The organism is Enterobacter cloacae complex sp. 394F7 (assembly GCF_057320385.1).
In genome coordinates this window covers 94880-119114 of sequence record NZ_JBXWCS010000002.1, presented here as the reverse complement: position 1 = coordinate 119114, position 24235 = coordinate 94880, and the positions used below count along the sequence as shown (strand labels likewise).

23 protein-coding genes are annotated in these 24235 nt (G+C 53.5%); 12 read left to right on the top strand and 11 right to left on the bottom strand.

The annotated features are described in order from the left end of the window. Positions 1 to 14 precede the first annotated feature (14 nt). Both cobO and AC2FAK_RS03020 read right to left on the bottom strand, forming a co-directional pair. The gene (gene cobO, locus AC2FAK_RS03025) at positions 15 to 605 is read right to left on the bottom strand and encodes a cob(I)yrinic acid a,c-diamide adenosyltransferase (protein ID WP_013096364.1); all 591 of its coding nucleotides are present in this window, start codon (positions 603 to 605) and stop codon (positions 15 to 17) included. After that, complete coding sequence (locus AC2FAK_RS03020; RefSeq protein ID WP_023620279.1) at positions 602 to 1363, bottom strand: YciK family oxidoreductase; 762 nt, start codon at positions 1361 to 1363, stop codon at positions 602 to 604. The genes cobO and AC2FAK_RS03020 overlap by 4 nt, the downstream gene beginning before the upstream one ends. A gap of 251 nt (positions 1364 to 1614) precedes the next feature. Here AC2FAK_RS03020 and sohB point away from each other — a divergent pair, with 251 nt between their 5' ends. Beyond that, positions 1615 to 2661, top strand: coding sequence for a protease SohB (gene sohB / locus AC2FAK_RS03015; RefSeq protein ID WP_095454511.1), 1047 nt, complete (start codon positions 1615 to 1617; stop codon positions 2659 to 2661). A gap of 34 nt (positions 2662 to 2695) precedes the next feature. Here the strand turns inward: sohB and AC2FAK_RS03010 are convergent, their stop codons facing one another. After that, entirely contained in the window at positions 2696 to 2947 is a 252-nt protein-coding gene (locus AC2FAK_RS03010; protein WP_003856804.1) for a YciN family protein, read from the bottom strand. 399 nt (positions 2948 to 3346) lie between these two features. On the opposite strand from AC2FAK_RS03010, the gene topA reads away from it, so the two are divergent. From topA to acnA, 5 genes are all read left to right on the top strand, one after another. Further along, positions 3347 to 5944, top strand: a complete 2598-nt coding sequence (gene topA / locus AC2FAK_RS03005) for a type I DNA topoisomerase (RefSeq protein WP_029883572.1) — start codon at positions 3347 to 3349, stop codon at positions 5942 to 5944. Positions 5945 to 6131: 187 nt separating this feature from the next. Then, positions 6132 to 7106 (top strand): HTH-type transcriptional regulator CysB, encoded by a 975-nt coding sequence (gene cysB / locus AC2FAK_RS03000; protein ID WP_006175683.1) that lies wholly within the window; start codon positions 6132 to 6134, stop codon positions 7104 to 7106. A 337-nt stretch (positions 7107 to 7443) separates the two neighbouring features. Further along, positions 7444 to 7584 carry a YmiA family putative membrane protein gene (locus tag AC2FAK_RS02995; RefSeq protein WP_213382645.1) on the top strand — a complete coding sequence of 47 codons (141 nt, stop codon included), beginning with the start codon at positions 7444 to 7446 and terminating at the stop codon, positions 7582 to 7584. Between the two features lie 311 nt (positions 7585 to 7895). After that, positions 7896 to 7994, top strand: a complete 99-nt coding sequence (gene ymiC / locus AC2FAK_RS02990; protein ID WP_044159376.1) for a small membrane protein YmiC — start codon at positions 7896 to 7898, stop codon at positions 7992 to 7994. A gap of 164 nt (positions 7995 to 8158) precedes the next feature. Further along, the gene (acnA, locus tag AC2FAK_RS02985) at positions 8159 to 10834 is read left to right on the top strand and encodes an aconitate hydratase AcnA (protein ID WP_058682255.1); all 2676 of its coding nucleotides are present in this window, start codon (positions 8159 to 8161) and stop codon (positions 10832 to 10834) included. Between the two features lie 44 nt (positions 10835 to 10878). Here acnA and ribA read toward each other — a convergent pair whose 3' ends face one another. After that, complete coding sequence (ribA, locus tag AC2FAK_RS02980) at positions 10879 to 11469, bottom strand: GTP cyclohydrolase II (RefSeq protein ID WP_013096372.1); 591 nt, start codon at positions 11467 to 11469, stop codon at positions 10879 to 10881. A 198-nt stretch (positions 11470 to 11667) separates the two neighbouring features. Here ribA and pgpB point away from each other — a divergent pair, with 198 nt between their 5' ends. The 5 genes from pgpB (at position 11668) to yciH (ending at position 15317) form a co-directional block, all read left to right on the top strand. Next, positions 11668 to 12435 carry a phosphatidylglycerophosphatase B gene (gene pgpB / locus AC2FAK_RS02975; protein ID WP_028027956.1) on the top strand — a complete coding sequence of 256 codons (768 nt, stop codon included), beginning with the start codon at positions 11668 to 11670 and terminating at the stop codon, positions 12433 to 12435. 148 nt (positions 12436 to 12583) lie between these two features. Next, on the top strand, positions 12584 to 12892 hold the full coding sequence (locus AC2FAK_RS02970; protein WP_013096374.1) for a LapA family protein: 309 nt from the start codon (positions 12584 to 12586) through the stop codon (positions 12890 to 12892). Positions 12893 to 12898: 6 nt separating this feature from the next. Then, a complete protein-coding gene (gene lapB, locus AC2FAK_RS02965) occupies positions 12899 to 14068 on the top strand; it encodes a lipopolysaccharide assembly protein LapB (RefSeq protein ID WP_485453288.1) in 1170 nt (389 codons plus the stop codon). A gap of 185 nt (positions 14069 to 14253) precedes the next feature. Continuing rightward, positions 14254 to 14991 carry an orotidine-5'-phosphate decarboxylase gene (gene pyrF, locus AC2FAK_RS02960; RefSeq protein WP_095454510.1) on the top strand — a complete coding sequence of 246 codons (738 nt, stop codon included), beginning with the start codon at positions 14254 to 14256 and terminating at the stop codon, positions 14989 to 14991. Then, positions 14991 to 15317 (top strand): stress response translation initiation inhibitor YciH, encoded by a 327-nt coding sequence (yciH, locus tag AC2FAK_RS02955; protein WP_013096377.1) that lies wholly within the window; start codon positions 14991 to 14993, stop codon positions 15315 to 15317. The genes pyrF and yciH overlap by 1 nt, the downstream gene beginning before the upstream one ends. A gap of 102 nt (positions 15318 to 15419) precedes the next feature. Here yciH and osmB read toward each other — a convergent pair whose 3' ends face one another. The 3 genes from osmB to AC2FAK_RS02940 all read right to left on the bottom strand — a co-directional run bounded on the left by osmB (position 15420) and on the right by AC2FAK_RS02940 (position 16878). Beyond that, a complete protein-coding gene (gene osmB, locus AC2FAK_RS02950; protein WP_008501216.1) occupies positions 15420 to 15638 on the bottom strand; it encodes an osmotically-inducible lipoprotein OsmB in 219 nt (72 codons plus the stop codon). 261 nt (positions 15639 to 15899) lie between these two features. Beyond that, a complete protein-coding gene (yciT, locus tag AC2FAK_RS02945; RefSeq protein WP_485453287.1) occupies positions 15900 to 16652 on the bottom strand; it encodes a DNA-binding transcriptional regulator YciT in 753 nt (250 codons plus the stop codon). A 43-nt stretch (positions 16653 to 16695) separates the two neighbouring features. Then, positions 16696 to 16878 carry a YciZ family protein gene (locus AC2FAK_RS02940; protein WP_013096379.1) on the bottom strand — a complete coding sequence of 61 codons (183 nt, stop codon included), beginning with the start codon at positions 16876 to 16878 and terminating at the stop codon, positions 16696 to 16698. A gap of 193 nt (positions 16879 to 17071) precedes the next feature. Here AC2FAK_RS02940 and AC2FAK_RS02935 point away from each other — a divergent pair, with 193 nt between their 5' ends. Then, positions 17072 to 17941 (top strand): crotonase/enoyl-CoA hydratase family protein, encoded by an 870-nt coding sequence (locus tag AC2FAK_RS02935; protein WP_023620809.1) that lies wholly within the window; start codon positions 17072 to 17074, stop codon positions 17939 to 17941. On the opposite strand, the gene pdeR is transcribed toward AC2FAK_RS02935, so the two are convergent. From pdeR to fabI, 4 genes are all read right to left on the bottom strand, one after another. After that, positions 17938 to 19929, bottom strand: coding sequence for a cyclic di-GMP phosphodiesterase (pdeR, locus tag AC2FAK_RS02930; RefSeq protein WP_013096381.1), 1992 nt, complete (start codon positions 19927 to 19929; stop codon positions 17938 to 17940). The two genes, AC2FAK_RS02935 and pdeR, sit on opposite strands and share 4 nt — an antisense overlap. 325 nt (positions 19930 to 20254) lie before the next feature. Continuing rightward, positions 20255 to 22189, bottom strand: a complete 1935-nt coding sequence (locus tag AC2FAK_RS02925; RefSeq protein WP_095454509.1) for an exoribonuclease II — start codon at positions 22187 to 22189, stop codon at positions 20255 to 20257. Positions 22190 to 22277: 88 nt separating this feature from the next. Beyond that, positions 22278 to 23264, bottom strand: a complete 987-nt coding sequence (locus AC2FAK_RS02920) for a CMD domain-containing protein (RefSeq protein WP_095454508.1) — start codon at positions 23262 to 23264, stop codon at positions 22278 to 22280. A 154-nt stretch (positions 23265 to 23418) separates the two neighbouring features. Beyond that, on the bottom strand, positions 23419 to 24207 hold the full coding sequence (fabI, locus tag AC2FAK_RS02915) for an enoyl-ACP reductase FabI (protein WP_013096384.1): 789 nt from the start codon (positions 24205 to 24207) through the stop codon (positions 23419 to 23421). Positions 24208 to 24235: the final 28 nt, after the last annotated feature.

Here is a 24235-nt window from a genome sequence, read left to right as displayed (position 1 = left end):
ACCGGGCTTTTTTATCAGTAATCAATGCCGATTTGCGCTTTGATACCGGCATCAAAAGCATGTTTAACCGGACGCAATTCGCTGACGGTATCCGCTAATTCCAGAATATCCCGATGACAGCCGCGGCCTGTGACGATCACCGTCTGATGTGCCGGGCGATTCCTGAGTGCCTCCAGTACGGCGTCCAGCGGCAGATAGTCGTAGGCGACCATGTAGGTGATCTCATCCAGTAACACCATGTTCAGGGCCGGGTCTGCCAGCATTCGTTTTGCATGCTCCCATACCGCGAGGCAGGCCGCGGTGTCGGTTTCCCGGTTTTGGGTATCCCACGTAAAGCCTGTCGCCATCACCTGGAACTCAACCCCGTGCGGTTCAAGTAAGTTACGTTCACCGTTGGGCCATTCCCCTTTAATGAACTGAATGACACCCACTTTCTGCCCATGACCAACGGCGCGCGTGGCGGTACCAAAGGCGGCGGTGGTTTTGCCTTTGCCGTTGCCGGTAAACACGATGATGATCCCGCGTTCATCCTGCGCAGCGGCGACACGGGCATCAACCTGTTCTTTCAGGCGCTGCTGACGTTGCTGATGACGTTCTTCACTCATTGCGAAATCCCGGGTTTACGGCCTGGTTGGGCATCAAAGGTCATCCCTGTTTTACGGCGGCTGTCATCGCCCATCAGCCAGAGATAGAGCGGCATAATATCTGCCGGGGTTTTTAACTTCTGCGGATCTTCCGTCGGGAAGGCGCTGGCGCGCATTTTGGTGCGCGTTCCGCCTGGGTTAATGCAGTTTACGCGCAGATGACGGCTCTGATACTCCTCCGCCAGCACCTGCATCATCCCTTCGGTCGCGAATTTTGAGACCGCATACGCCCCCCAGTTTGCGCGGCCTTCGCGCCCTACGCTGGAGGAGGTGAACACCAGCGAACCGGAATCAGATTTGAGTAATAAAGGAAGCAGTGCCTGGGTCAGGAAAAAGGTGCCGTTGATATTGACCTGCATGACCTGCTGCCAGATCTCAGGATCCTGTTCATCCATCGGGCGAACCTCCCCAAGCAAGCCGGCATTGTGCAGTACGCCATCCAGCCGTGGGTAGTGGGTGCTGATGCGGTGGGCAAGCTCCTGGCACGTTTCAGGGGTACAGGTGAGCAGATCCAGCGTGTACCAGCGGGCAGGAATGCCACCGGCGGCGTCAATCTCCTGAGCCACTCCTTTGAGTTTTTCTTCGTTACGGCCAATGAGAATTACGCTCGCGCCATAGTCAGCGTAGGTCAGTGCCGCTTCGCGGCCAATGCCATCGCTGGCACCAGTGACCAGAATGATGCGGTTCTGCAGCAGATTTTTTTGCGGTTGATAATGCACGGTGACTCCTCGGCGCACAGTGATGCAAAGACGCCTTATTGTGTGACTTTTCGGCTTTATGCCCGAATTAGCATGAGAATTCAATCAGTCTACAGGACGCATCGCTGTAAAATTAACAATTTGCAAATATTTAAACCAGAATCGGGGGATTCCTGAAGACGGCTCGCAGAGGTAATGTCACGAGCGAGACGCATGGGCAGGGCTGTTGTACACTGCCGTGAAAGATTCGTGGTTAAATCAAGGTGGAACGCGTGGAATTACTTTCTCAATATGGGTTGTTTTTGGCAAAGATCGCGACGGTGGTGATTGCCATTGCGGTAGTGGCCGTTCTGATTGTTAACCTGACGCAGCGCAAACGTCAGCGTGGTGAGTTACGCATTACCCGCCTGAGCGAGCAGTATAAAGAGATGCAGGAAGAGATGTCGCTGGCCCTGCTTGACAGCCATCAACAGAAACTGTGGCACAAGGCGCAGAAGAAAAAGCATAAGCAGGACGCCAAAGCGGCAAAAGCCAAAGCGAAGCTTAACGCGCCGGAGGAAACGTTAACCCCGCGTGTCTATGTGCTCGATTTTAAAGGCAGCATGGATGCCCATGAAGTCTCTTCTCTGCGTGAAGAAGTCACCGCCGTGCTTGCCGTGGCTAAACCGCAGGATCAGGTGGTCGTCCGTCTTGAGAGCCCGGGTGGGGTCGTTCATGGTTATGGGCTGGCGGCTTCGCAGCTACAGCGTCTGCGTGAAAAACAGATCCCGCTGACGGTTGCGGTGGATAAAGTCGCGGCGAGCGGTGGCTATATGATGGCCTGCGTGGCGGATAAAATTGTTGCGGCGCCGTTTTCTATTATTGGCTCCATCGGGGTGGTTGCGCAAATCCCGAACTTTAACCGCTTCCTGAAAAACAAAGAGATCGACATTGAATTGCACACGGCGGGTCAGTACAAACGTACCCTGACGCTGCTGGGGGAGAACACGGAAGAAGGACGGCAGAAATTCCGTGAAGATCTCAATGAAACCCATCACCTCTTTAAAGACTTTGTGCACCATATGCGCCCGGCGCTTGATATTGACCAGGTGGCAACAGGGGAACACTGGTACGGTACGCAGGCGCTGGAAAAAGGGCTGGTGGATGAAGTGGGCACCAGTGACGACCTGCTGTTGAATCTGATGGAAGGGCGCGAACTGGTTGGCGTGCGCTTTACCCAGCGTAAGCGACTGCTTGACCGCTTTACGAACAGCGTGGCCGAAAGCGCGGATCGCCTGCTGCTCCGCTGGTTGCAACGTGGACAAAAACCGCTGCTGTAAACAAAAACGCGAGGCCAGAGCCTCGCGTTTTGCGTTAATCGACCAGGTGATATTTCTCTGAAAGCGTGTGCGCCAGGTATTTAAACATATTGAATACGGCGGTGCTTTTCGGGGTGGGTAACCCTTGTTCGTCAAGGAAGTATTCGCCGCTGAATACCAGCACGCCGTTACGTTGTTCCACGCCGGTCGCTTCAATGCCCGCCAGGGTGTCTTCATGGTCACGAATCAGCTTATTTGCTTCGATAAGCAGAGAGGCTCGATCAATGGGTTGGGTTGTATTCTGCATAATCCACTCCTTAAACAGTGACAATAGTCTACGCCGGGGGCGCTTTGGGGGCAAATTTTCCCTGTAATGTGAGGGGGTAAGGCGCCGTGACCTGGCTGGCAGGATTTGCTTTTGCATGCTAATAAAGTTGCGTAACGAATTTTATCAGGTAGAGTGTGCGCTTTCGTCATTCTGGCAACAGAATTGCTTGACATTCGACCGGGAATTCGTCACGAATTACATCCGATGTGAGAAAAATACCCGATAACTCAATCACCTGGGCGTTAACGCTTTGACGTTCAGTAAGACAAAGGGGTTGATATCCCCTGACGCAGTCGCAATATCAATGGCTCGTCGTCAGTGGAAGGGAAATCAACATGCGGCGTATTCCTGGAAGAATTAAATTAGGTAAAGGTGAATATGGGTAAAGCTCTCGTCATCGTTGAGTCCCCGGCAAAAGCCAAAACGATCAATAAGTATCTGGGTAATGACTACGTGGTTAAGTCCAGCGTCGGTCACATCCGCGATTTGCCGACCAGTGGCTCAGCCAGCAAAAAGAGCGCAGACTCTACCTCCACCAAAGGGGCTAAAAAGCCTAAAAAGGATGAACGTAGCGCGCTTGTCAACCGCATGGGTGTTAACCCATGGCATAACTGGGATGCACACTATGAAGTGCTGCCCGGCAAAGAAAAAGTCGTTAACGAGCTGAAGCAGCTTGCTGAAAAAGCAGACCACATTTATCTCGCAACCGACCTTGACCGCGAAGGGGAAGCCATTGCCTGGCACCTGCGGGAAGTGATCGGGGGTGACGACAAACGCTACAGCCGTGTAGTGTTTAACGAAATTACGAAGAATGCGATTCGCCAGGCGTTTGAGAAGCCGGGTGAACTGAACATCGACCGCGTAAACGCGCAGCAGGCACGCCGTTTTATGGACCGTGTCGTGGGTTACATGGTCTCTCCACTGCTGTGGAAAAAGATTGCCCGCGGTCTGTCCGCAGGGCGTGTGCAGTCCGTTGCTGTGCGTCTGGTTGTTGAACGCGAGCGTGAGATCAAAGCCTTCGTCCCGGAAGAGTTCTGGGAAGTGGATGCCAATGTCACCACGCCGGGTGGAGATGCGCTGCCGCTGCAGGTGAGTCATCAGAATGACAAACCGTTCCGTCCTGAAAACCGTGAGCAGACCATGGCTGCCGTGGCGCTGCTGGAAAAAGCGCGCTACCAGGTTCTGGAGCGTGAAGACAAACCGACCAGCAGCAAACCTGGCGCACCGTTTATTACGTCTACGCTGCAACAGGCTGCGAGCACGCGCCTGGGTTATGGCGTGAAGAAAACCATGATGATGGCCCAGCGTCTGTATGAAGCGGGTTATATCACCTATATGCGTACTGACTCGACAAACCTGAGCCAGGATGCCGTCAACATGGTGCGCGGCTACATCAGTGACAACTTCGGTAAGAAATACCTGCCAGCGAGTGAAAACCAGTACGCCAGCAAGGAGAACTCACAGGAAGCGCACGAAGCCATTCGTCCTTCTGACGTCTCCGTATTAGCCGAATCGCTGAAAGATATGGAAGCCGATGCCCAGAAGCTGTATCAGCTTATCTGGCGTCAGTTCGTGGCGTGTCAGATGACACCAGCACAGTATGACTCCACCACGCTGACCGTTGGCGCGGGTGATTTCCGCCTGAAAGCGCGTGGCCGTATTCTGCGCTTCGATGGCTGGACTAAAGTGATGCCTGCGCTACGTAAGGGTGATGAAGACAGAACCCTGCCTGCGGTAAACAAAGGGGATGTGCTCTCTCTGGTTGATCTCGTGCCTGCCCAGCACTTCACCAAGCCGCCAGCGCGTTTCAGCGAAGCGTCTCTGGTTAAAGAGCTGGAAAAACGCGGTATTGGCCGTCCATCCACCTATGCGTCGATTATTTCGACCATTCAGGACCGCGGTTACGTGCGTGTTGAAAACCGTCGTTTCTATGCGGAAAAAATGGGTGAGATCGTCACTGACCGCCTGGAAGCCAACTTCCGCGAACTGATGAACTACGACTTCACCGCGCAAATGGAAGACAGCCTCGATCAGGTTGCCAGCCATCAGGCCGAGTGGAAAAAGGTTCTCGACAGCTTCTTCAGCGACTTTACCAACCAGCTTGAAAAAGCGGAAAAAGATCCTGAAGAGGGCGGCATGCTGCCGAATCAGATGGTCCTGACCAGCATCGACTGCCCAACCTGTGGTCGTAAAATGGGGATCCGTACTGCCACCACTGGCGTTTTCCTCGGCTGTTCTGGCTACGCGCTGCCGCCGAAAGAACGCTGCAAAACCACCATTAACCTGGTACCTGAGAACGAAGTGCTCAACGTGCTGGAAGGTGATGATGCGGAAACCAACGCTCTGCGTGCAAAACGTCGCTGCAAGAAATGTGGCACCGCGATGGACAGCTACCTCATCGATCCAAAACGTAAATTGCACGTCTGCGGTAATAACCCGACCTGCGATGGATATGAGATCGAAGAGGGTGAGTTCCGCATTAAAGGTTACGACGGTCCTATCGTTGAGTGTGAGAAGTGTGGTTCTGAGATGCACCTGAAAATGGGGCGCTTCGGTAAATACATGGCATGCACCAACGACGAGTGTAAGAACACGCGTAAAATCCTGCGTAACGGTGAAGTCGCGCCGCCGAAGGAAGATCCGGTTCCGCTGCCAGAGTTGCCGTGCGAGAAGTCCGACGCTTACTTCGTGCTGCGTGATGGTGCTGCCGGCGTGTTCCTTGCGGCAAACACCTTCCCTAAATCGCGCGAAACCCGCGCGCCACTGGTGGAAGAGTTGTACCGTTTCCGCGACCGCCTGCCTGAGAAACTGCGCTACCTGGCCGATGCGCCACAGCAGGATCCGGAAGGCAATAAAACCGTGGTGCGTTTTAGCCGTAAAACGAAGCAGCAGTATGTTGCGGCAGAGAAAGACGGCAAGGCGACCGGCTGGTCAGCATTCTTTGTTGATGGCAAATGGGTTGAAGGCAAGAAATAATCTTTCCTTACCGTAACTTACCTGTGAAAGGGCCGGACTTCCGGCCCTTTTTTATTACCTTGTTATTATTTTTTGTTCCGTACTATACAGTCAGGCTATAAATGATATAGTGGTTATAGTTAACCCTTTTCTTATTATCAAATCGTCTTAAGCGATTGACCGCATGCGCTAAATCGGATGGTCTGGCATGAAATTACAGCAGCTTCGTTATATTGTTGAGGTGGTAAACCACAACCTTAACGTCTCTTCTACCGCTGAGGGGCTATATACCTCTCAGCCGGGTATCAGCAAGCAGGTCCGCATGCTGGAAGATGAGTTAGGTATTCAGATTTTTGCTCGTAGCGGTAAACACCTCACCCAGGTGACGCCAGCAGGGCAGGAGATTATCCGCATCGCGCGGGAGGTCCTCTCTAAAGTCGACGCCATTAAATCGGTGGCGGGAGAGCATACCTGGCCGGATAAAGGGTCGCTGTATATTGCCACCACCCATACCCAGGCACGCTATGCGCTGCCGGGCGTTATTAAGGGCTTTATTGAGCGCTATCCACGTGTCTCTCTCCATATGCATCAGGGCTCGCCGACGCAAATCGCTGAAGCGGTTTCGAAGGGTAATGCGGACTTTGCTATCGCAACCGAAGCGCTGCATCTGTATGACGATCTGGTTATGCTGCCGTGCTATCACTGGAACCGTTCTATTGTCGTCACGCCCGATCACCCGTTAGCCGGTAAAGGGTCGGTCACTATTGAAGAGCTGGCGCAATATCCCTTAGTGACGTATACCTTCGGCTTCACCGGGCGCTCCGAGCTTGATACTGCATTCAATCGTGCAGGATTAACGCCGCGTATCGTCTTCACCGCAACCGATGCTGACGTAATTAAGACCTACGTGCGGCTTGGACTGGGGGTGGGCGTGATTGCCAGCATGGCGGTTGATCCCGTATCTGACCCTGACCTCGTGCGTCTTGATGCGCATGATATTTTCAGCCATAGCACCACCAAGATTGGTTTCCGCCGCAGTACCTTCCTGCGTAGCTATATGTATGATTTTATTCAGCGCTTTGCCCCACATTTAACGCGCGACGTGGTCGATACGGCAGTGGCATTACGTTCAAATGAAGATATCGAAGAGATGTTTAAAGACATCAAACTTCCGGCAAAATAATCACTCCCGGTATCTTTCCGCCCAGGAAAGATACCGAAATAACCTCTCAAAGCTAAATTAGAATTATCATCATCTGCACTTAACTGCCGTATAATGTCATTAACCATTTATTCCATGTGGTCATAATGTCGTGAATTGGCGACAAAAGTAGAACTAATTTTTGGCTTCGCAAATATTTCCTTTCAAATATTTATTTCTGGTCAAAAGAATGAATATTTCCCATCTATAGATACGTAAATTCACTGGCTTTTCGGCTAAAGTTTCTTTAGGATTTATCTCAACAGATGATTAATTGTACCAATTGTTTGGTCTCTAAATGATAAGCGATATCGATTGTATGAGGTTAGCAATGCCTTCAGGAAGTGAAGAACCGCAAAGGGATCCTGCGCTCAAGCGTAAAGCCTGGCTGGCGGTCTTTCTCGTCTCCGCCTTGTTTTGGGTGGTGGTTGCTTTCCTGGCCTGGAACTATTGGGGTTGAATATGGCAGTGACGGTACGTACAGAAACAGTTAAACAGATGTGTCAGCTTCGTGACAGGGGCCACAAAGTGCGCAAAGCACCTGCCACTGCCGTACCCGCGTCCTGGAAACTGACGCCGCAGCAGCAAGCGTTTATTGATGTGTTCGCAGAAGACGAACCCAAAAAACAATAATTTACTTAATTGCGTAATGATGCAAATAGTCTGAATAAAGGCTCAATGCATTTGTACTCTTTAATAAATACACATCAGCAATATTGAACTGAGGGCAGACCTCGGAACCTTTAATAAATAATGCCTGGTGTCCCTATGATGAATAACATGATGTCTATGAAATACTGGTCATGGCTCGGCGTTTTTTCCGCGTCGATTCTGTTCTGGTCACAGCTTATCTGGCTGGCCCTCCACTAAATCGTAAAACCTCGCTACGGCGGGGTTTTTGTTTTCTCCCCCGCACTGGAACATTCCTGGATTTATCATTTCGGGTTGTTATCAAAACGTTACGACATCTTTGTGTTATCTTTAATTACAGCCCTGATGATTGTCAGGACATCTCTGTAATTAAGGAGGAGCTTATGTCGGTAACCCTACGCGAAGCCAGTAAGGACACATTACAGGCAGAAAATAAAACCTGGCACTACTACAGCCTGCCGCTGGCAGCCAGGACGCTTGGGGACATTTCGCGTTTACCCAAGTCCTTGAAAGTTTTACTGGAAAACCTCTTACGCTGGCAGGATGGTGATTCCGTCACCCTTGAAGATATCCAGGCGCTGGCAGGGTGGCTTAAGCATGCCCATGCTGACAGAGAAATTGCCTATCGTCCGGCAAGGGTCCTGATGCAGGACTTTACCGGGGTCCCTGCTGTGGTTGACCTTGCGGCAATGCGCGAAGCGGTGAAGCGCCTTGGCGGCGATACCGCGAAAGTAAATCCGCTCTCTCCCGTTGATCTCGTTATCGACCACTCTGTCACCGTGGACCACTTTGGTGACGACGATGCCTTTGGCGAAAACGTGCGTCTGGAAATGGAGCGTAACCACGAACGTTACGTCTTTCTGAAGTGGGGGCAGCAGGCCTTTAGCCGCTTTAGCGTCGTTCCGCCCGGTACGGGTATCTGCCACCAGGTGAATCTTGAATACCTGGGCAAAGCGGTCTGGAGTGAATTGCAGGATAAAGAGTGGGTGGCCTATCCGGATACTCTGGTGGGCACCGATTCGCACACCACCATGATTAACGGCCTGGGCGTTCTGGGCTGGGGCGTTGGCGGAATTGAAGCCGAAGCGGCCATGCTTGGCCAGCCGGTATCGATGCTGATCCCTGATGTGGTGGGCTTTAAGCTTACCGGCAAACTGTCGGAAGGCATTACTGCCACCGACCTGGTACTTACCGTCACGCAGATGCTGCGTAAGCATGGTGTGGTGGGTAAATTTGTCGAATTCTACGGTGACGGGCTGGATTCATTACCGCTTGCCGACCGTGCCACCATCGCCAACATGGCGCCGGAGTATGGCGCAACCTGCGGCTTTTTCCCCATCGATACTGTCACGCTGGAATATATGCGCCTGAGTGGCCGTAGCGAAGAGCAGGTGGCGCTGGTTGAAGCGTATACCAAAGCGCAGGGGATGTGGCGTAACCCGGGCGATGAACCGGTATTTACCAGCACACTTGAACTGGATATGGGGACCGTCGAGGCGAGCCTGGCGGGGCCAAAACGTCCGCAGGATCGGGTGGCGTTGAGTGACGTACCGAAAGCCTTTGCCGCCAGTAATGAACTGGAGGTTAACACGGCGAAAAAAGACCACCGCCCAATCGACTATGTCCTGAACGGACATCAGTATCAGCTTCCGGATGGTGCGGTTGTCATTGCAGCCATAACCTCCTGTACAAATACGTCGAACCCCAGCGTGCTGATGGCCGCCGGTCTGCTGGCGAAGAAAGCGGTAGAGCTGGGGCTTAAGCCACAGCCGTGGGTAAAAGCCTCTCTGGCACCGGGCTCCAAAGTGGTTTCAGATTACCTTGCACAGGCCAGATTAACGCCGTATCTGGATGAGCTGGGCTTTAACCTGGTGGGGTACGGTTGCACCACCTGTATCGGGAACTCGGGTCCGTTACCTGAACCGATTGAGATGGCGATCAAGCAGGGCGATCTCACCGTCGGGGCCGTTCTCTCCGGTAACCGAAACTTTGAAGGCCGTATTCATCCGCTGGTCAAGACCAACTGGCTGGCGTCTCCACCGCTGGTTGTGGCATACGCTCTGGCCGGGAATATGAATATCAACCTGGTCACCGATCCGATTGGCCACGATCGCAAGAATGATCCGGTCTATCTGAAGGATATCTGGCCATCTGCCCGGGAAATTGCATTGGCCGTAGAGAAAGTTTCTACCGAAATGTTCCGCAAAGAGTATGCGGAGGTGTTTGAAGGTACGCCGGAATGGAAGGCCATCGACGTCGTGGGTTCAGATACCTATGACTGGCAGGATGATTCGACCTATATCCGCCTGTCGCCGTTCTTCGATGAGATGCTGGCTGAACCTGCACCGCTGCAGGATATCCACGGCGCGCGCATTCTGGCGATGCTGGGAGACTCCGTCACCACGGACCACATTTCGCCGGCGGGAAGCATCAAAGCCGACAGTCCAGCAGGCCGTTACCTGCAGAGCCGGGGTGTGGAGCGCCGGGATTTCAACTCCTACGGCTCGCGTCGTGGTAACCATGAAGTGATGATGCGCGGCACGTTTGCCAATATCCGTATCCGCAATGAAATGGTGCCGGGCGTGGAAGGGGGCATGACGCGACATTTGCCGGGGAACGATGTGATCTCAATTTATGACGCCGCCGTCAAATACCAGCAGGAAGGCACGCCGCTGGCGGTTATCGCCGGGAAAGAGTACGGCTCTGGCTCCAGCCGTGACTGGGCGGCGAAAGGCCCGCGTCTGCTTGGGGTTCGGGTGGTGATTGCCGAATCGTTTGAACGTATCCACCGTTCAAACCTGATAGGGATGGGGATCCTGCCACTCGAATTCCCGCAGGGCGTCACCCGTAAAACGCTGGGCCTAACCGGGGAAGAGCTGATTGACATCAGCGGCCTGCAAAATCTGCAGCCGGGTAAAACGGTGCCGGTGAAATTAACGCGCGCAGACGGTAAAACAGAGGTGCTCGACTGCCGGTGTCGTATCGATACGGCAACGGAACTCACCTATTACCAGAACGACGGCATTCTACATTACGTGATTCGTAAGATGCTGGACTGATGGAGCCAGCCCGGCACGCGAGGGCGTTGCCGGGCACTTTGCGATCACTCGCTCAGCAGATGCCCCATTTTGGCGGCTTTGGTGTCGAGGTAGTGCGCGTTTTTTGGGTTACGTCCCACAATGAGCGGTACGCGCTCAACGATATTGATCCCCGCTTCGGTCAGAATTTCGACTTTTTTCGGGTTGTTAGTCAGCAGGCGTACTTCATCCACGCCCAGCAGCTTAAACATATCCGCACACAGCGTGAAATCGCGCTCATCGGCAGCGAAGCCGAGCTGGTGGTTTGCTTCTACCGTGTCGTACCCCTGGTCCTGCAGCGCGTAGGCGCGGATTTTATTCAGCAGGCCAATATTGCGCCCTTCCTGGCGGTGATAAAGCAGCACACCGCGACCCTCTTCGGCAATATGAGAGAGCGCTGCCTCCAGCTGGAAACCGCAATCACAGCGCAGGCTGAACAACGCATCGCCGGTCAGACACTCCGAATGAACGCGAGAAAGTACCGGGGTTTGTCCTGAAATGTCGCCGTACACCAGCGCGACGTGATCCTGTCCGGTCGCCAGTTCTTCAAATCCCACCATCAGGAAATCGCCCCATGGGGTTGGCAGTTTGGCTTCTGCCACACGTTTAAGCTGCATGTGATTCTCCAGAGTAGGCTGACACGTTTCGTGTCTTCCGCCTGTTTTTGCTTTCTGTATCCGTTCATTTTGCCACAAGCTCAGCAGGTTCGCCTAATGGCTGCCATGCTATACGAACGTTAAACGCACGATCCGACATATCCACCCGTCGGATGAATTTCAGTTATGATTGTGACGCTTAGCGAAAAAGGAGAAGACATGCTTTCAATCGCCAGACGAACGGCAGCAGGTGCGGCCATATTGTTGATAATGCCATTAGCCGTTTGGGTATCAGGCTGGATGTGGCAGCCCGGGCACAATACCCTGTGGCTGAAAACGTTATACTGGATAACAGAGACGGTCACCCAGCCATGGGGCATCATTACTCATGTAGTGCTTTGCGCCTGGTTTTTGTGGTGCCTGCGCTTTCGTCTCCGCGCAGCGCTGGTGCTCTTTGCTATCCTCGGTGGGGCGATCCTTGTTGGCCAGGGGGTAAAATCCTGGGTGAAAGGCCATGTGCAGGAGCCGCGGCCTTTTGTGGTCTGGCTGGAAAAAACGCATCATGTTCCGGTGAATGAGTTCTACAATTTAAAACGTAAAGATCGCGGTGCGCTGGTAAAAGAACAGCTTGCGGAACAGCAGGATATCCCGACGTTTTTACGTAAACACTGGCAAAAAGAGACCGGCTTTGCGTTTCCATCCGGGCACACCATGTTTGCCGCCAGTTGGGCACTTCTTGCCGTCGGCCTTTTATGGCCGCGGCGTCGTACTGTCACTATCGCCATTTTACTGGTCTGGGCGACGGGGGTGATGGGGAGCCGTCTACTGCTGGGCATGCACTGGCCACGCGATTTAGTGGTGGCGACGCTCATTTCATGGCTGCTTGTTACCCTTGCCACCTGGCTGGCTGAACGGCTCTGCGGTCCGTTAACGCCGCCGCCGGAAGAGAAAGAAGAGATCGCCGAAAGGGAGCACAGTGGCGTCTGAAGGTTGATTTTGCGCATTCAGCCCATAAATCCATGACGGGCGCGTCACTTTTTCCGTTTCGCGCCCGTCGCTAAAATGGTAGTTTATAAGGCTGATTGCGGTAAGTTGAACACACTTTATTCGCTTGAACCACATAACGGGAAGTAATGTGAAATATTTACTCATTTTCTTACTGGTATTGGCGATTTTTGTCATTTCAGTCACATTGGGTGCACAAAACGATCAACAGGTGACGTTTAACTATCTGCTGGCGCAGGGCGAGTATCGGGTTTCGAGCCTGCTGGCGGTCTTGTTCGCAGCGGGTTTCGCCATCGGCTGGCTGGTTTGCGGTCTGTTCTGGTTAAAAGTACGTGTTTCGCTTGCGCGCGCTGAACGTAAAATTAAACGCCTCGAACATCAAATTGCGCCTGCGTCCGACATTCCGGAAAGCTCTGGTGTGCCGGTCGTCAAGGAATAATCGAATATGCTGGAGTTGTTGTTTCTGCTTTTGCCTGTAGCCGCTGCCTATGGCTGGTATATGGGCCGCAGAAGTGCGCAACAAACAAAACAGGATGAGGCGAACCGACTCTCCCGCGACTACGTTGCAGGGGTGAACTTCCTCCTGAGCAATCAACAGGACAAAGCGGTTGACCTGTTCCTCGACATGTTAAAAGAGGACACAGGCACCGTTGAAGCACACCTTACCCTGGGCAACCTGTTCCGCTCGCGCGGTGAGGTTGACCGTGCCATTCGTATTCACCAGACCCTCATGGAAAGCGCCTCGTTAACTTACGATCAGCGCCTGCTGGCAGTACAACAGCTGGGCCGCGATTACATGGCGGCGGGGTTGTATGACCGTGCGGAAGACATGTTCTCGCAGCTGGTGGATGAAACAGATTTCCGCATAGGTGCGCTGCAGCAGCTGCTGCAGATTTACCAGGCCACCAGCGACTGGCAGAAAGCCATTGATACCGCTGAACGTCTGGTTAAGTTGGGTAAAGACAAACAGCGCGTCGAGATAGCCCATTTTTACTGCGAACTGGCCCTGCAGCAGATGGGGAACGACGACATGGACAAAACCATGGCGTTGCTGAAAAAAGGGGCCGCCGCAGACCGCAACAGCGCGCGTATTTCCATCATGATGGGGCGCGTGTTTATGGCGAGTGGCGACTATGCCAAAGCCGTTGAAAGCCTGCTGCGCGTCATTGATCAGGACAAAGAACTGGTCAGTGAAACCCTTGAAATGCTGCAGACCTGTTATCAACAGCTGGGTAAACAGGATGAGTGGGTAGCGTTCCTGCGCCGCTGCGTGGAAGAGAACACCGGAGCCACTGCGGAGCTGATGCTTTCCGATGTGGTTGAGCAGCATGAGGGCAGCGACACGGCGCAGGTTTATATTACGCGTCAGCTGCAGCGTCATCCTACCATGCGGGTTTTCCATAAGCTCATGGATTACCACCTGAACGACGCAGAAGAAGGGCGTGCTAAAGAGAGCCTGATGGTGCTGCGTGACATGGTGGGCGAACAGGTGCGTAGCAAGCCGCGCTACCGCTGTCAGAAGTGTGGTTTTACCGCGTATACGCTGTACTGGCACTGTCCTTCGTGCCGGGCCTGGTCAACCATCAAGCCTATTCGCGGTCTCGATGGGCAGTAATTTTTTAAAACACCTCACTTTAGTTACAACATACTTATCACTTTTATAATCCCGTTCAGCATTGTGCGGTTTGCCAGCCTGGCAGGGAATAAAACGATCCTGTCAATTTGTGGCGCTGGCAGGTAGAATGCACGCCGTTTATCTGTTCCGCGCCGCTGCGCGCCCATAGACGAAAAGGGCTGGTCATGACGTCTGTTACTTCCTCCACTTCCCGCGTAGTTACTGATTCTCCTGTTGTTGTTGCTCTTGATTACAATAAACGTGACGCTGCTCTGGCTTTTGTCGACGGTATTGATCCTCGCGACTGTCGCCTTAAAGTGGGCAAAGAGATGTTTACGTTATTTGGACCGCAAATCGTACGCGATCTGCAACAGCGCGGTTTTGACGTTTTCCTCGACCTCAAATTCCATGATATTCCAAACACCACGGCGCACGCCGTTGCCGCGGCTGCCGAGTTGGGTGTATGGATGGTTAACGTGCATGCATCGGGTGGGGCGAGAATGATGATAGCCGCGCGTGAAGCGCTTCTGCCGTTTGGCAGCGACGCCCCCTTGTTGATTGCGGTAACGGTGCTGACCAGCATGGACGAAAATGACCTGCGTGACCTCGGTGTGACGTTGTCACCGGCTGAACATGCAGAGCGTCTTGCGCGGCTGACGCAGAATTGCGGCCTGGACGGTGTAGTCTGTTCCGCGCAGGAAGCGGTGCGTTTCAAAACGGAGCTGGGCCAGAATTTCAAACTGGTCACGCCGGGTATTCGCCCAGCGGGTAGCGAGGCTGGCGATCAGCGCCGTATTATGACCCCTGAGCAGGCGCTGGCGGCAGGCGTGGATTACATGGTCATCGGCCGTCCGGTGACACAATCTGCTAATCCGGCAGAGACGCTTAAGGCTATCAACGCATCACTGAAAAAGGGGGCGTAATGACCGACTCAAACAGCCGTCTGGTCTATTCAACCGAAACCGGGCGCATTGATGAACCGAAAGCGAAAGCAGAGCGCCCGAAGGGCGACGGTATTGTCCGTATCCAGCGCCAGACCAGCGGGCGTAAAGGTAAGGGTGTTTGCCTTATCACGGGTATCGATCTGGATGATGCAGAACTGGCGAAACTGGCGGCTGAACTGAAAAAGAAATGTGGCTGCGGCGGTGCCGTCAAAGACGGGATAATCGAAATCCAGGGTGATAAACGCGATGTCATTAAATCGCATCTCGAAGCCAAAGGGATGAAAGTAAAACTGGCGGGCGGCTAAAATAAATGAGCCACGGTATTTACCGTGGCTCTTGTTTTATACGTGCGTAAGTCAGACCTGAAATGCGATAAATATCGCGATGCCCATCAGGGCGTATAATAATTATTTGCCGACCTGGTGACCGATAATACCACCAACAGCAGCACCACCTAATGTACCCAGCGTACTACCGTCTGTTAATACTGCACCACCCAGTGCACCAGCACCGGCACCAATGGCGGTGTTACGGTCACGTTTAGACCAGTTAGAGCATGCGCTCAGGGACATTGCTACAGTGATTGCCAGAACAGCGGCGGCTAATTTTTTGCTGGTTAAGGTCATAATACTTTCTCCTGAATTATCGATTCACGGAAAGATGCACGCTTTAAGTATAGACTAAACGAATACTTAAATTCTGTTCTCCGTGAAAGCTGGTCGCGCAGGTGTTACGTCATCACGCAGGTGATAGTCACTTCCTGTTATATCGCTAACATTAATTTTACGTCTTCAGGGTCAGTTAAACAGGTAAAAACTCTTAAAGGGGGGTTAGGATTCCTCTCAGAGAGAGGTTAAGAGGCGCCTGAAATTCAGGCGCTCGCGGACTCAGGCGGGTTTTTTAATAATGTCGACGATAAGTCCGTCTTCCTGGAGTTTATTCCGATGCGCTTCGCTCAGACGGTCATCGGTAATTACGCGGCTGAACCGGGATATTGGCCCCATCGTATAGGGATGGACCGCGCCAAATTTTGAACTGTCGGTCAGCACGATTGCGTCACACTCTTTTTCCAGTACCGCGTTCACAACGTCTGAACGCATCATATCCCGGCCGGTAAAGCCGGTTTCTGGCTGCCAGCCGTCAATACCGATGAAGGCCTTGCTGAAATGCACCTGCTGCACGTACTGACGCGTCAGCGGGCCGACCATGCTCTCACTTTTTTTCTGATAGATACCGCCCAGCAGGATGACCTCGCAGCGTGTCTCCTTCAACAAGTGAGCGATATAGCTACTGACGGTAATGATGGTGATGTCTTTTTGCTCGGCCAGGGTGCGGGCCAGCAGGGCGTTGCTACTGCCGTTCTCAATAAAGACCGTTTCGCCATTGTTCACTAAGGACGCGGCAAACCTAGCCAGCTCACGTTTGAGGGCATAGTTATTCATCATGCGGGTTTCTACGTCCTCGCTGTCCAGCGGGACCGCATACCCATGCGCACGACGCAGGTAGCTCTGTTTTTCGAGTAGATTCAGATCCTGACGGATGGTGACTTCAGAAACGCCTGTCGTTTTAGCGAGATCGACGACGCTCACGCGCCCCTGATCGATGACCATCTGCAAAATGATTTGTTGTCGGGAATTCATAGCATCCATTTAATAAAGCGAAACGAGGGCGGATAGGGCGTGGTTAAACTTCCCACGGGGCTTTTGGCTGTCTGTTTTCTGACGCGGTTTCGGCGCCAGTCTGAGCCAGAAGTTCAGACTTCAGGATCTCAAGGTTACGGATCGCAGAGTGATAATCGCCCGCCACCAGTATATCCAGCACGGTATCAATTCGTTGGGCTACGGCCTGCGCATCAATGTTAGACATAATCTCATCCCGGGTACGAAAAGTTAATATTTTCAATGATGCAGAAAATGGATTCAAAAGAGAAGGGAAAAAATGCAATAACTAAATTACATAAATGAAAGTAATAAATTTATTCCCCCGCATGCAGCGTGATGAATGAGTGGATTAGTCTAAAACTGCGCGCAAGGCGCTTTTTTATATGAGGAATTAGACTATGACAGTTATCAATCAGGCTACCTGCACACTGTTTACCGATACTGAACGTTTCACTCAGTTGTCCGGGTATTATGAGGAGGAGCGCCGCACAGTCTGGATGATGTTGCGGGCGCAGCCACGACCTTGCTTCAACCATGCGTTAATCGAAGAGATCATGAACCTCTCCTGGCTCGTTCGCCAGTCCGGGTTTGCGGTCGATTTTTGGGTTACCGGTTCGCTGGTACCCGAGATGTACAATGCGGGAGGTGATTTACAGTTCTTTGTCGAATGTATCCAAAACGGACGTCGCGAGGCGTTAAGAGCCTATGCCCGTGCCTGCGTGGACTGCGTTCATGCGGCGTCACGGGGGTTTGATACGGGGGCTATTACCCTGGCGATGGTCGAAGGCAGTGCGTTAGGAGGCGGATTCGAAGCTGCGCTGGCGCACCACTTTGTGCTGTCCCAGCGCGATGCCCGCTTAGGCTTCCCTGAGATCGCCTTCAACCTTTTCCCCGGTATGGGGGGATACTCGCTGGTTGCTCGCCGCTCAGGCATGAAGCTGGCGGAGGAGCTCATCTACAAAGGGGAGTCCCATACGGCAGAATGGTATGAACAGCATGGGTTAGTGGATGTCCTGTTCGAACCCGGGCAAAGTTACGTCTCCGTCAGAACGTTCATTGACACGCTGCGGCCGAAGATGAACGGCGTAAAGGCGATGTTACGCGCCCGTACCCGCGTGCTGCAGCTGCCTCGCAGTGAGCTGATGGATATCACGGAAGATTGGGTTGACGCCGCGTTCTGCCTTGAACCAAAAGATATCGCTTATATGGAGCGTCTGGTCATGCTGCAAAACCGCCATCATGCGGCGGGTTTACGCAAAGCCAGTTAGTGCTGTTTACGCGCCTGATATCGCTTTAGCCATCGCTCGAATGCGGCAGCGGGCATGGGCTTAGCAAAGAGAAAACCCTGCCGTTCGTTGACGCCGTTCTTAGTCAGAAAGGCGTCTTCTTTTGCGTTCTCCACACCTTCGGCAATGACCTGCAAATTAAGCGCCTGTGCCACCGCGACGATGGCCCGCACCAGCGACTGGGAAATAGACTGTTTATGAATATCCCGGACAAATGACTGATCGAGTTTTATCGCATCGATGGGGAAGCGTGCCAGCTGCGACAAAGACGAGTAGCCGGTACCAAAATCGTCCAGATGGATTTGCGCACCAAGCTGGCTGAACTGCTGGATCACCGACAGCGCCAGCTCTTCGTTTTCAATGAGGCAGCTTTCCGTTAACTCAACGTCGATAGGGCAGTATTCAAAATCCAGATCCTTCAGGGCCTGTTTCAAGTCACTGAAAATGGTTTGATCTGCCAGCTGACGGGCCGAGACGTTCACCGCCACGCGCAGGTTAATGCCTTTGTCGCGCCATTTCGCCACCTGGCGAACCACATCTAGCATGACCCAGCGGCCAAGCGGCACAATCAGCCCTGACTCCTCAGCATACGAGATAAACTCCAGCGGTGGAATCAACCCGCGTTCTGGTGATTGCCAGCGCACCAGCGCTTCAAGGCTTCTGACTTCACCGCGCCAGGTGACTTTAGGCTGGTAGTGGATCAGCAACTGATCGTTATCCAGCGCTTTGCGCAGGTTGGTATCCAGCCAGAGATACTCAAACACGCGCTGGTTCATTTCCGGCGAGAAGACGCAGAACTTACCCCGGCCATTCTCTTTTGCGGTGTACATGGCGGTATCGGCATTGCGGATGACGCTTTCCCGATCGTTACCGTGCTGCGGGGCGAGGGCGATACCTAACGAGCAACCGGTATAAATTTCAATCAAACCAATTCTGAACGGCTGGCGCAGACGGGTCAGAATGCGTGATGCCATCGCTTCCAGAGAACCCTGAGAGGTATTGGTGGCCATGACAATAAATTCATCGCCGCCGAGTCGCGCCAGCACCTGGCCTTCTTCCAGACAGCTCAGAATGGCCAGCGCGACCGCCTGTAATAACTGATCGCCAAACATGTGCCCGTAGGCGTCGTTCACCTTTTTGAAGTTATCGAGATCGAGATACACCACGCCAACCTGCGTCTCACCGCGGCTGTCTATGGCATCTGAAATCAGTTCGTGGATCGCGTTGCGGTTCGGCAACCCGGTGATGGTGTCGGTATTGGCCAGCACCCGCAGGCGCTCCTGGGCGCGGCGCTCCTCCGTAATATCGGTGCCGGAACAGATAAGAAAAATTTCATTTTTACCGCTACCGCTGTGGACAAATTTGTTTCTGAACAGAAACAATCGTTGTCCTTTTCGCGTTTTGATCCAGCGCTCGACTTCGTAAGAGCTGCCGTTGCGAAAGAAGCCGGTGATGTTGCGCTTAGAGGCTGCCGCTTCACTGCGGCTCATAAACAGCTTAAACACGTTCTGGCCGATGACTTCTTGTTCTTTCAGGCCGGTGTACTCCTCGCTCAGGCGGTTAAACCGCTGAATATTGCCGTTCTGATCGAGGATTACGATAACGGAGTTGGCTTCCGAAACCACTTGTTCCGCAAAGGACAGCCCCTGAGCAAGGTCCCGGGCTACGGAAGGCGTATCGTTCCACGCAGAGGCTGTTCCGGCCCACTCATTACGGGTTATTTTGCGTCCGACAAGGTGAACAGGAACATCTTCGCCGTACAACGAGAGCGTCATAGAGATACTGGACGTAATAACGGTTAACTGGCGAATAAGTTCGGCCTGTTCATCATCCAGCGCCACCACCTGAGTGACATCGGCATTTTCGCTGGTAGAAAGGTGCAGAGCATTGCTGTCTGCTGTCAGTCGCCACCAGGGGCTGTGAGTTCCCATGTAACGAAACAGCAAATTCTGCTCCAGATCGTCCATCATGTTTTCTCCTGCAGCTACCTGTTAGCGCACAATTTATTCCGTTGCAATCGGCTTTTTCGAGGTGAGACCACGGCCAGACCGATGTGAACTTATTGTTTTTTCCCGGGTTTCTTATAATAAAACGAGTCAGGTAAAAAAGGATACTTAGCAAATAAAAATTCACGTAACCGAATATAACGGCACTCTTTTACTGTAGATAATTCTGGCGAATTTGGGCGGGGGAAGTCTGAAAATAGTAAGAAAAAATGAAGAATTTGCAGCGTGGCGTAAAAGAAAAAATTGTCGGCCCGTCCTGCAAGGAAAGGGCCGACAATTGAACAGCTTATCAGGCGGCAGGGCGCGCGATGATGCTGCGGGTTTCCATGCGGACTTCGGCGATAGTTACGTCAATCACGTCGGTGACCTTGTAAACCGTTTCACCTTTGATTTGCACAGTCCCGTTTTCCTGGCTACAGACCAGTTCATCGCGAACGGTATGCAGGAACGGCGCAGGGATAAAGGCCACCGCCCCATTATCCACCAGACGTACGCGCATCCCCCCACGGCTGATATCAATGATTTCTGCAGCGAAGCGAGTGTCTGTGCCGGCTTTGTCCTGCAGGAAGCGGGCGTACAGCCAGTCACCTACGTCACGTTCCGCCATGCGGTTCAGGCGCCGACGATCTGCCATCTGCAGGGTAGTGTCATCCTGAGGACGCGCAATTGATTCGCCCTTAATGATCGCTTTCAGCAGGCGATGGTTAACCATATCGCCATACTTACGAATTGGAGATGTCCAGGTGGCGTAGGCTTCAAGGCCGAGGCCGAAGTGTGGGCCAGGCTCAGTGCTGATCTCGGCAAAGGACTGGAAGCGACGAATACGGCTGTCGAGGAAACCAGAAGGCTGTGCGTCCAGCTCGCGGCGCAGCTTGCAGAAGCCCTGCAAGGTCAGCACTTCTTCCGGGTCAACATGCACATCATGGTTCTTCAGTAAGGCGGCCAGCGCTTCGGTGTTCGCCGGATCAAACCCGGTATGAACGTTATAAATGCCGAAGCCAAGCTTGTCGCGCAGCACACGTGCGGCACAAATATTGGCGGAAATCATCGCTTCTTCGACGATGCGGTTCGCAATGCGTCGTGGTTCGGCCACGATATCCAGCACTTCACCTTTTTCGCCCAGAACAAAGCGATAGTCCGGACGATCCTTGAACACCAGCGCATGGGTTTGACGCCACTCGCTGCGGCTCAGACAGATGCGGTGCAGCAGACGAATCTGTGCGGCAATGGCCTCAGAGGCCGGTTGCCAGCTGCCCGTGTTCTCCAGCCAGTCAGAGACGTCGTCGTAAGCCAGCTTGGCTTTAGATTCAATGGTGGCGGCGAAGAATTCGATATCGTCTTCAATTGTGCCGTCCGCAGCAATGGTCATGCGGCAGGCGAGCACCGGACGCACTTCGTTCGGCCGCAGCGAACAGAGATCGTCGGAGAGTTCACGAGGCAGCATCGGGATGTTAAAGCCCGGCAGATAGTTGGTGAACGCACGGATTTTCGCGATATCGTCCAGCTTGCTGCCTTCAGCAATCCAGGCGGTAGGATCGGCAATGGCCACGGTTAACAGCAGTTTGCCGTCGGCAAGTTCTTCAGCATACAGCGCATCATCCATATCTTGCGTACTGGCGCTGTCGATAGTGACAAATTCCAGGGCGGTCAGATCGCGACGCTCAAGACCTTCGTCCTGCATCTCGGTGGCGACGCCGTTCGGGGCTTCTTTCTCAAGATTATGGCGCGCAAGCGTAACCCACCACGGTACAAAATGGTCATCACCGAACGTGATGAACTGGGTCAGTTCCGCATAGAAACCGCGATCGCCTTTCAGTGGATGACGGCGCATTTCGGCAACGGCCCAGTCACCTTCTTTAAAATCATGCTCAACGCCGCGAGCGGCACGGCAGGGGATGGCGTCTTTCAGCAGAGGATGATCCGGCACGATGGAGAGACGATCGTCTTTTCTCTGCACCTTGCCCACAAAACGGGTCAGGAACGGCTCGATCAGTTCTTCCGGCTCGGCAGATTCACGCTCTTTTTCGGTATGAATAACCGCCATGACGCGGTCGCCGTGCATCACTTTCTTCATCTGCGGTGGCGGAATGAAGTAGCTTTTCTGCGCGTCGACTTCAAGGAAACCAAAGCCTTTTTCCGTGGCTTTTACGACCCCTTCTGCACGCGGCGTCTGGGAATGCAGTTGCTGTTTAAGCTGCGCTAGCAGCGGGTTGTCCTGAAACATAATGTTCTATTTTCGTAGCCATTGAGCGGCTGACAGTTTTACGCGATTCTCACTGCCACAGCAAGCGCTCTTTGGGTAAATAGTATGGTTATTCCGCTTTGCCAAGCGCTACTTTCAGACGCTCCAGCCAGCCGTCTAACGCGCTTCGCGTAAGCAGTGCAATCGCCCGGCCAGCGGGAAGACCTTCCTCCGTGAGCGGGTTAAACTGTGCTGCACTGAAACGGTCCGGTGAACGTGTCAACAACTCCACGGCCGCTGAGAGCGCTGGCGACGCGGCTCGGTCTTCATTGCGGCAATGGTTCAGGATTTCTCCCGTCAGATCGAGCAACGTGGGTTCGTGGCAGAGCACAGGCGTCAGCGCCTGAAGGGCGGGCTCGGCTTGCCAGCGTGAAAGCGACTCAAGTTGATGCGCACTGGCATAGCGCAGTTCCACGACAGGCAGTAGAGCGATCCAGGCGCCGGGCCTGGCGGGCAGCGTGTGCGGTTGAATATGGTGTCCCGGCAACCAGCGTACAGGGTGGCCCAGCAGCGCCTGAAATACTGCTACCACGCGGGCCTGAAAACCGATGAAGCCAATAATCTGGCTGATGAGCACGATGTCATACGTTGTCAGACCCACCTCATCAAGCTGGTTCTGCGCTTTATCATCAATGACATCCGGTGAGCTGGCAAGCTGGCGGGCATACTGCGTGATCTGGGCCAGACGGCGGTTACTTTCGCGAGAGGAGTCCGGGCCGGGAAGGGGGGCGAGAAGGGCGGCGTAGTGGTTACAGAGCCTTTGAACCCCGCAGGCCTGCGCCACCGTCAGCGCGGTGCTCAGCCTGTCGTAGGCACTCAGCGTATGCAGACGGTTGACGGCGATATCGAGTGGAAACAGCCGGTGACATAACGCCCGGGCAGGAGTAAGCCAGCCAGCGCAGGCAGTAACAATCTCATCCGGTAAGGCTAAATCGAGCAAAAAACGATCGTCGACGTTAGCGGCTTCGGGCACCAGAGGCAGGACATCCGTCTGCGCGTGGTTTGACTGGGTTTCGTGGTACCAGTGGCCTTTGCCGGAAAAACGGCGTTGTTCCATGGGCGTTCCTTGATCTCAAAATGGCGATCAATATCCTGGCGTAAGGCGGATGAGGGGAAAAATATTGTTAGGTGATAACAAATAGCAGAACGGAATAACGAGAGAGGGCGGGCCGGGAAAAACTCTCTTCCCGGGCGGGAAGAGAGTCACAAACTTATTTAATTTCCAGCTCGTTCATTGCAGCGATGTTGAAGCCGCCGTCAACGTGAACCACTTCGCCGGAGATACCCGCGGAAAGGTCAGAGCACAGGAATGCTGCAGAGTTACCCACATCTTCAATGGTAACGGTACGACGAATCGGGGTAACCGCTTCGCAGTGTGCCAGCATTTTACGGAAATCTTTGATACCGGAAGCCGCCAGGGTGCGGATTGGACCTGCAGAGATGGCGTTAACGCGCACGCCTTCAGGGCCCATTGCGTTCGCCATGTAGCGGACGTTTGCTTCCAGAGACGCTTTAGCCAGACCCATCACGTTGTAGTTAGGGATTGCGCGCTCTGCGCCCAGGTAGGACAGGGTCAGCAGGGCGGAGCCCGGGTTCAGCATGGCACGGCAAGATTTCGCCATCGCAACAAAGCTGTAAGAGCTGATGTCGTGAGCGATTTTAAAGCCATCGCGGGTTACCGCGTTCACGTAGTCACCGTCAAGCTGGTCGCCAGGTGCGAAGCCGATGGAGTGAACGAAACCGTCGAATTTGTCCCACGATTTTGCCAGTTCAGCAAACATGCCATCGATGCTTTCATCTTGTGCAACGTCACATTCCAGAACAATGCTGGAACCCAGCTGCGCGGCAAATTCTTCAACACGGCCTTTCAGCTTGTCGTTCTGGTAGGTGAACGCCAGCTCAGCGCCTTCGCGATGCATTGCCTGTGCGATGCCGTATGCGATGGACAGTTTGCTGGCAACGCCGGTTACCAGAATGCGCTTACCGGAAAGAAAACCCATAGCTTTAATCCTTATATTCATTGCTTAT

What these genes read in the sequence shown, in the direction of transcription:
- ymiC (WP_044159376.1), top strand. Translation starts at nt 7,896, where the DNA reads ATGAATAACATGATGTCTATGAAATACTGGTCATGGCTCGGCGTTTTT.
- pyrF (WP_095454510.1), top strand. Translation starts at nt 14,254, where the DNA reads ATGACGTCTGTTACTTCCTCCACTTCCCGCGTAGTTACTGATTCTCCT.
- ribA (WP_013096372.1), bottom strand. Translation starts at nt 11,469, where the DNA reads ATGCAGCTTAAACGTGTGGCAGAAGCCAAACTGCCAACCCCATGGGGC.
- yciT (WP_485453287.1), bottom strand. Translation starts at nt 16,652, where the DNA reads ATGAATTCCCGACAACAAATCATTTTGCAGATGGTCATCGATCAGGGG.
- osmB (WP_008501216.1), bottom strand. Translation starts at nt 15,638, where the DNA reads ATGACCTTAACCAGCAAAAAATTAGCCGCCGCTGTTCTGGCAATCACT.
- lapB (WP_485453288.1), top strand. Translation starts at nt 12,899, where the DNA reads ATGCTGGAGTTGTTGTTTCTGCTTTTGCCTGTAGCCGCTGCCTATGGC.
- AC2FAK_RS02940 (WP_013096379.1), bottom strand. Translation starts at nt 16,878, where the DNA reads ATGTCTAACATTGATGCGCAGGCCGTAGCCCAACGAATTGATACCGTG.
- cobO (WP_013096364.1), bottom strand. Translation starts at nt 605, where the DNA reads ATGAGTGAAGAACGTCATCAGCAACGTCAGCAGCGCCTGAAAGAACAG.
- AC2FAK_RS02925 (WP_095454509.1), bottom strand. Translation starts at nt 22,189, where the DNA reads ATGTTTCAGGACAACCCGCTGCTAGCGCAGCTTAAACAGCAACTGCAT.
- acnA (WP_058682255.1), top strand. Translation starts at nt 8,159, where the DNA reads ATGTCGGTAACCCTACGCGAAGCCAGTAAGGACACATTACAGGCAGAA.
- pgpB (WP_028027956.1), top strand. Translation starts at nt 11,668, where the DNA reads ATGCTTTCAATCGCCAGACGAACGGCAGCAGGTGCGGCCATATTGTTG.
- AC2FAK_RS02995 (WP_213382645.1), top strand. Translation starts at nt 7,444, where the DNA reads ATGAGGTTAGCAATGCCTTCAGGAAGTGAAGAACCGCAAAGGGATCCT.
- topA (WP_029883572.1), top strand. Translation starts at nt 3,347, where the DNA reads ATGGGTAAAGCTCTCGTCATCGTTGAGTCCCCGGCAAAAGCCAAAACG.
- fabI (WP_013096384.1), bottom strand. Translation starts at nt 24,207, where the DNA reads ATGGGTTTTCTTTCCGGTAAGCGCATTCTGGTAACCGGCGTTGCCAGC.
- yciH (WP_013096377.1), top strand. Translation starts at nt 14,991, where the DNA reads ATGACCGACTCAAACAGCCGTCTGGTCTATTCAACCGAAACCGGGCGC.
- AC2FAK_RS02935 (WP_023620809.1), top strand. Translation starts at nt 17,072, where the DNA reads ATGACAGTTATCAATCAGGCTACCTGCACACTGTTTACCGATACTGAA.
- pdeR (WP_013096381.1), bottom strand. Translation starts at nt 19,929, where the DNA reads ATGATGGACGATCTGGAGCAGAATTTGCTGTTTCGTTACATGGGAACT.
- cysB (WP_006175683.1), top strand. Translation starts at nt 6,132, where the DNA reads ATGAAATTACAGCAGCTTCGTTATATTGTTGAGGTGGTAAACCACAAC.
- AC2FAK_RS03010 (WP_003856804.1), bottom strand. Translation starts at nt 2,947, where the DNA reads ATGCAGAATACAACCCAACCCATTGATCGAGCCTCTCTGCTTATCGAA.
- AC2FAK_RS02920 (WP_095454508.1), bottom strand. Translation starts at nt 23,264, where the DNA reads ATGGAACAACGCCGTTTTTCCGGCAAAGGCCACTGGTACCACGAAACC.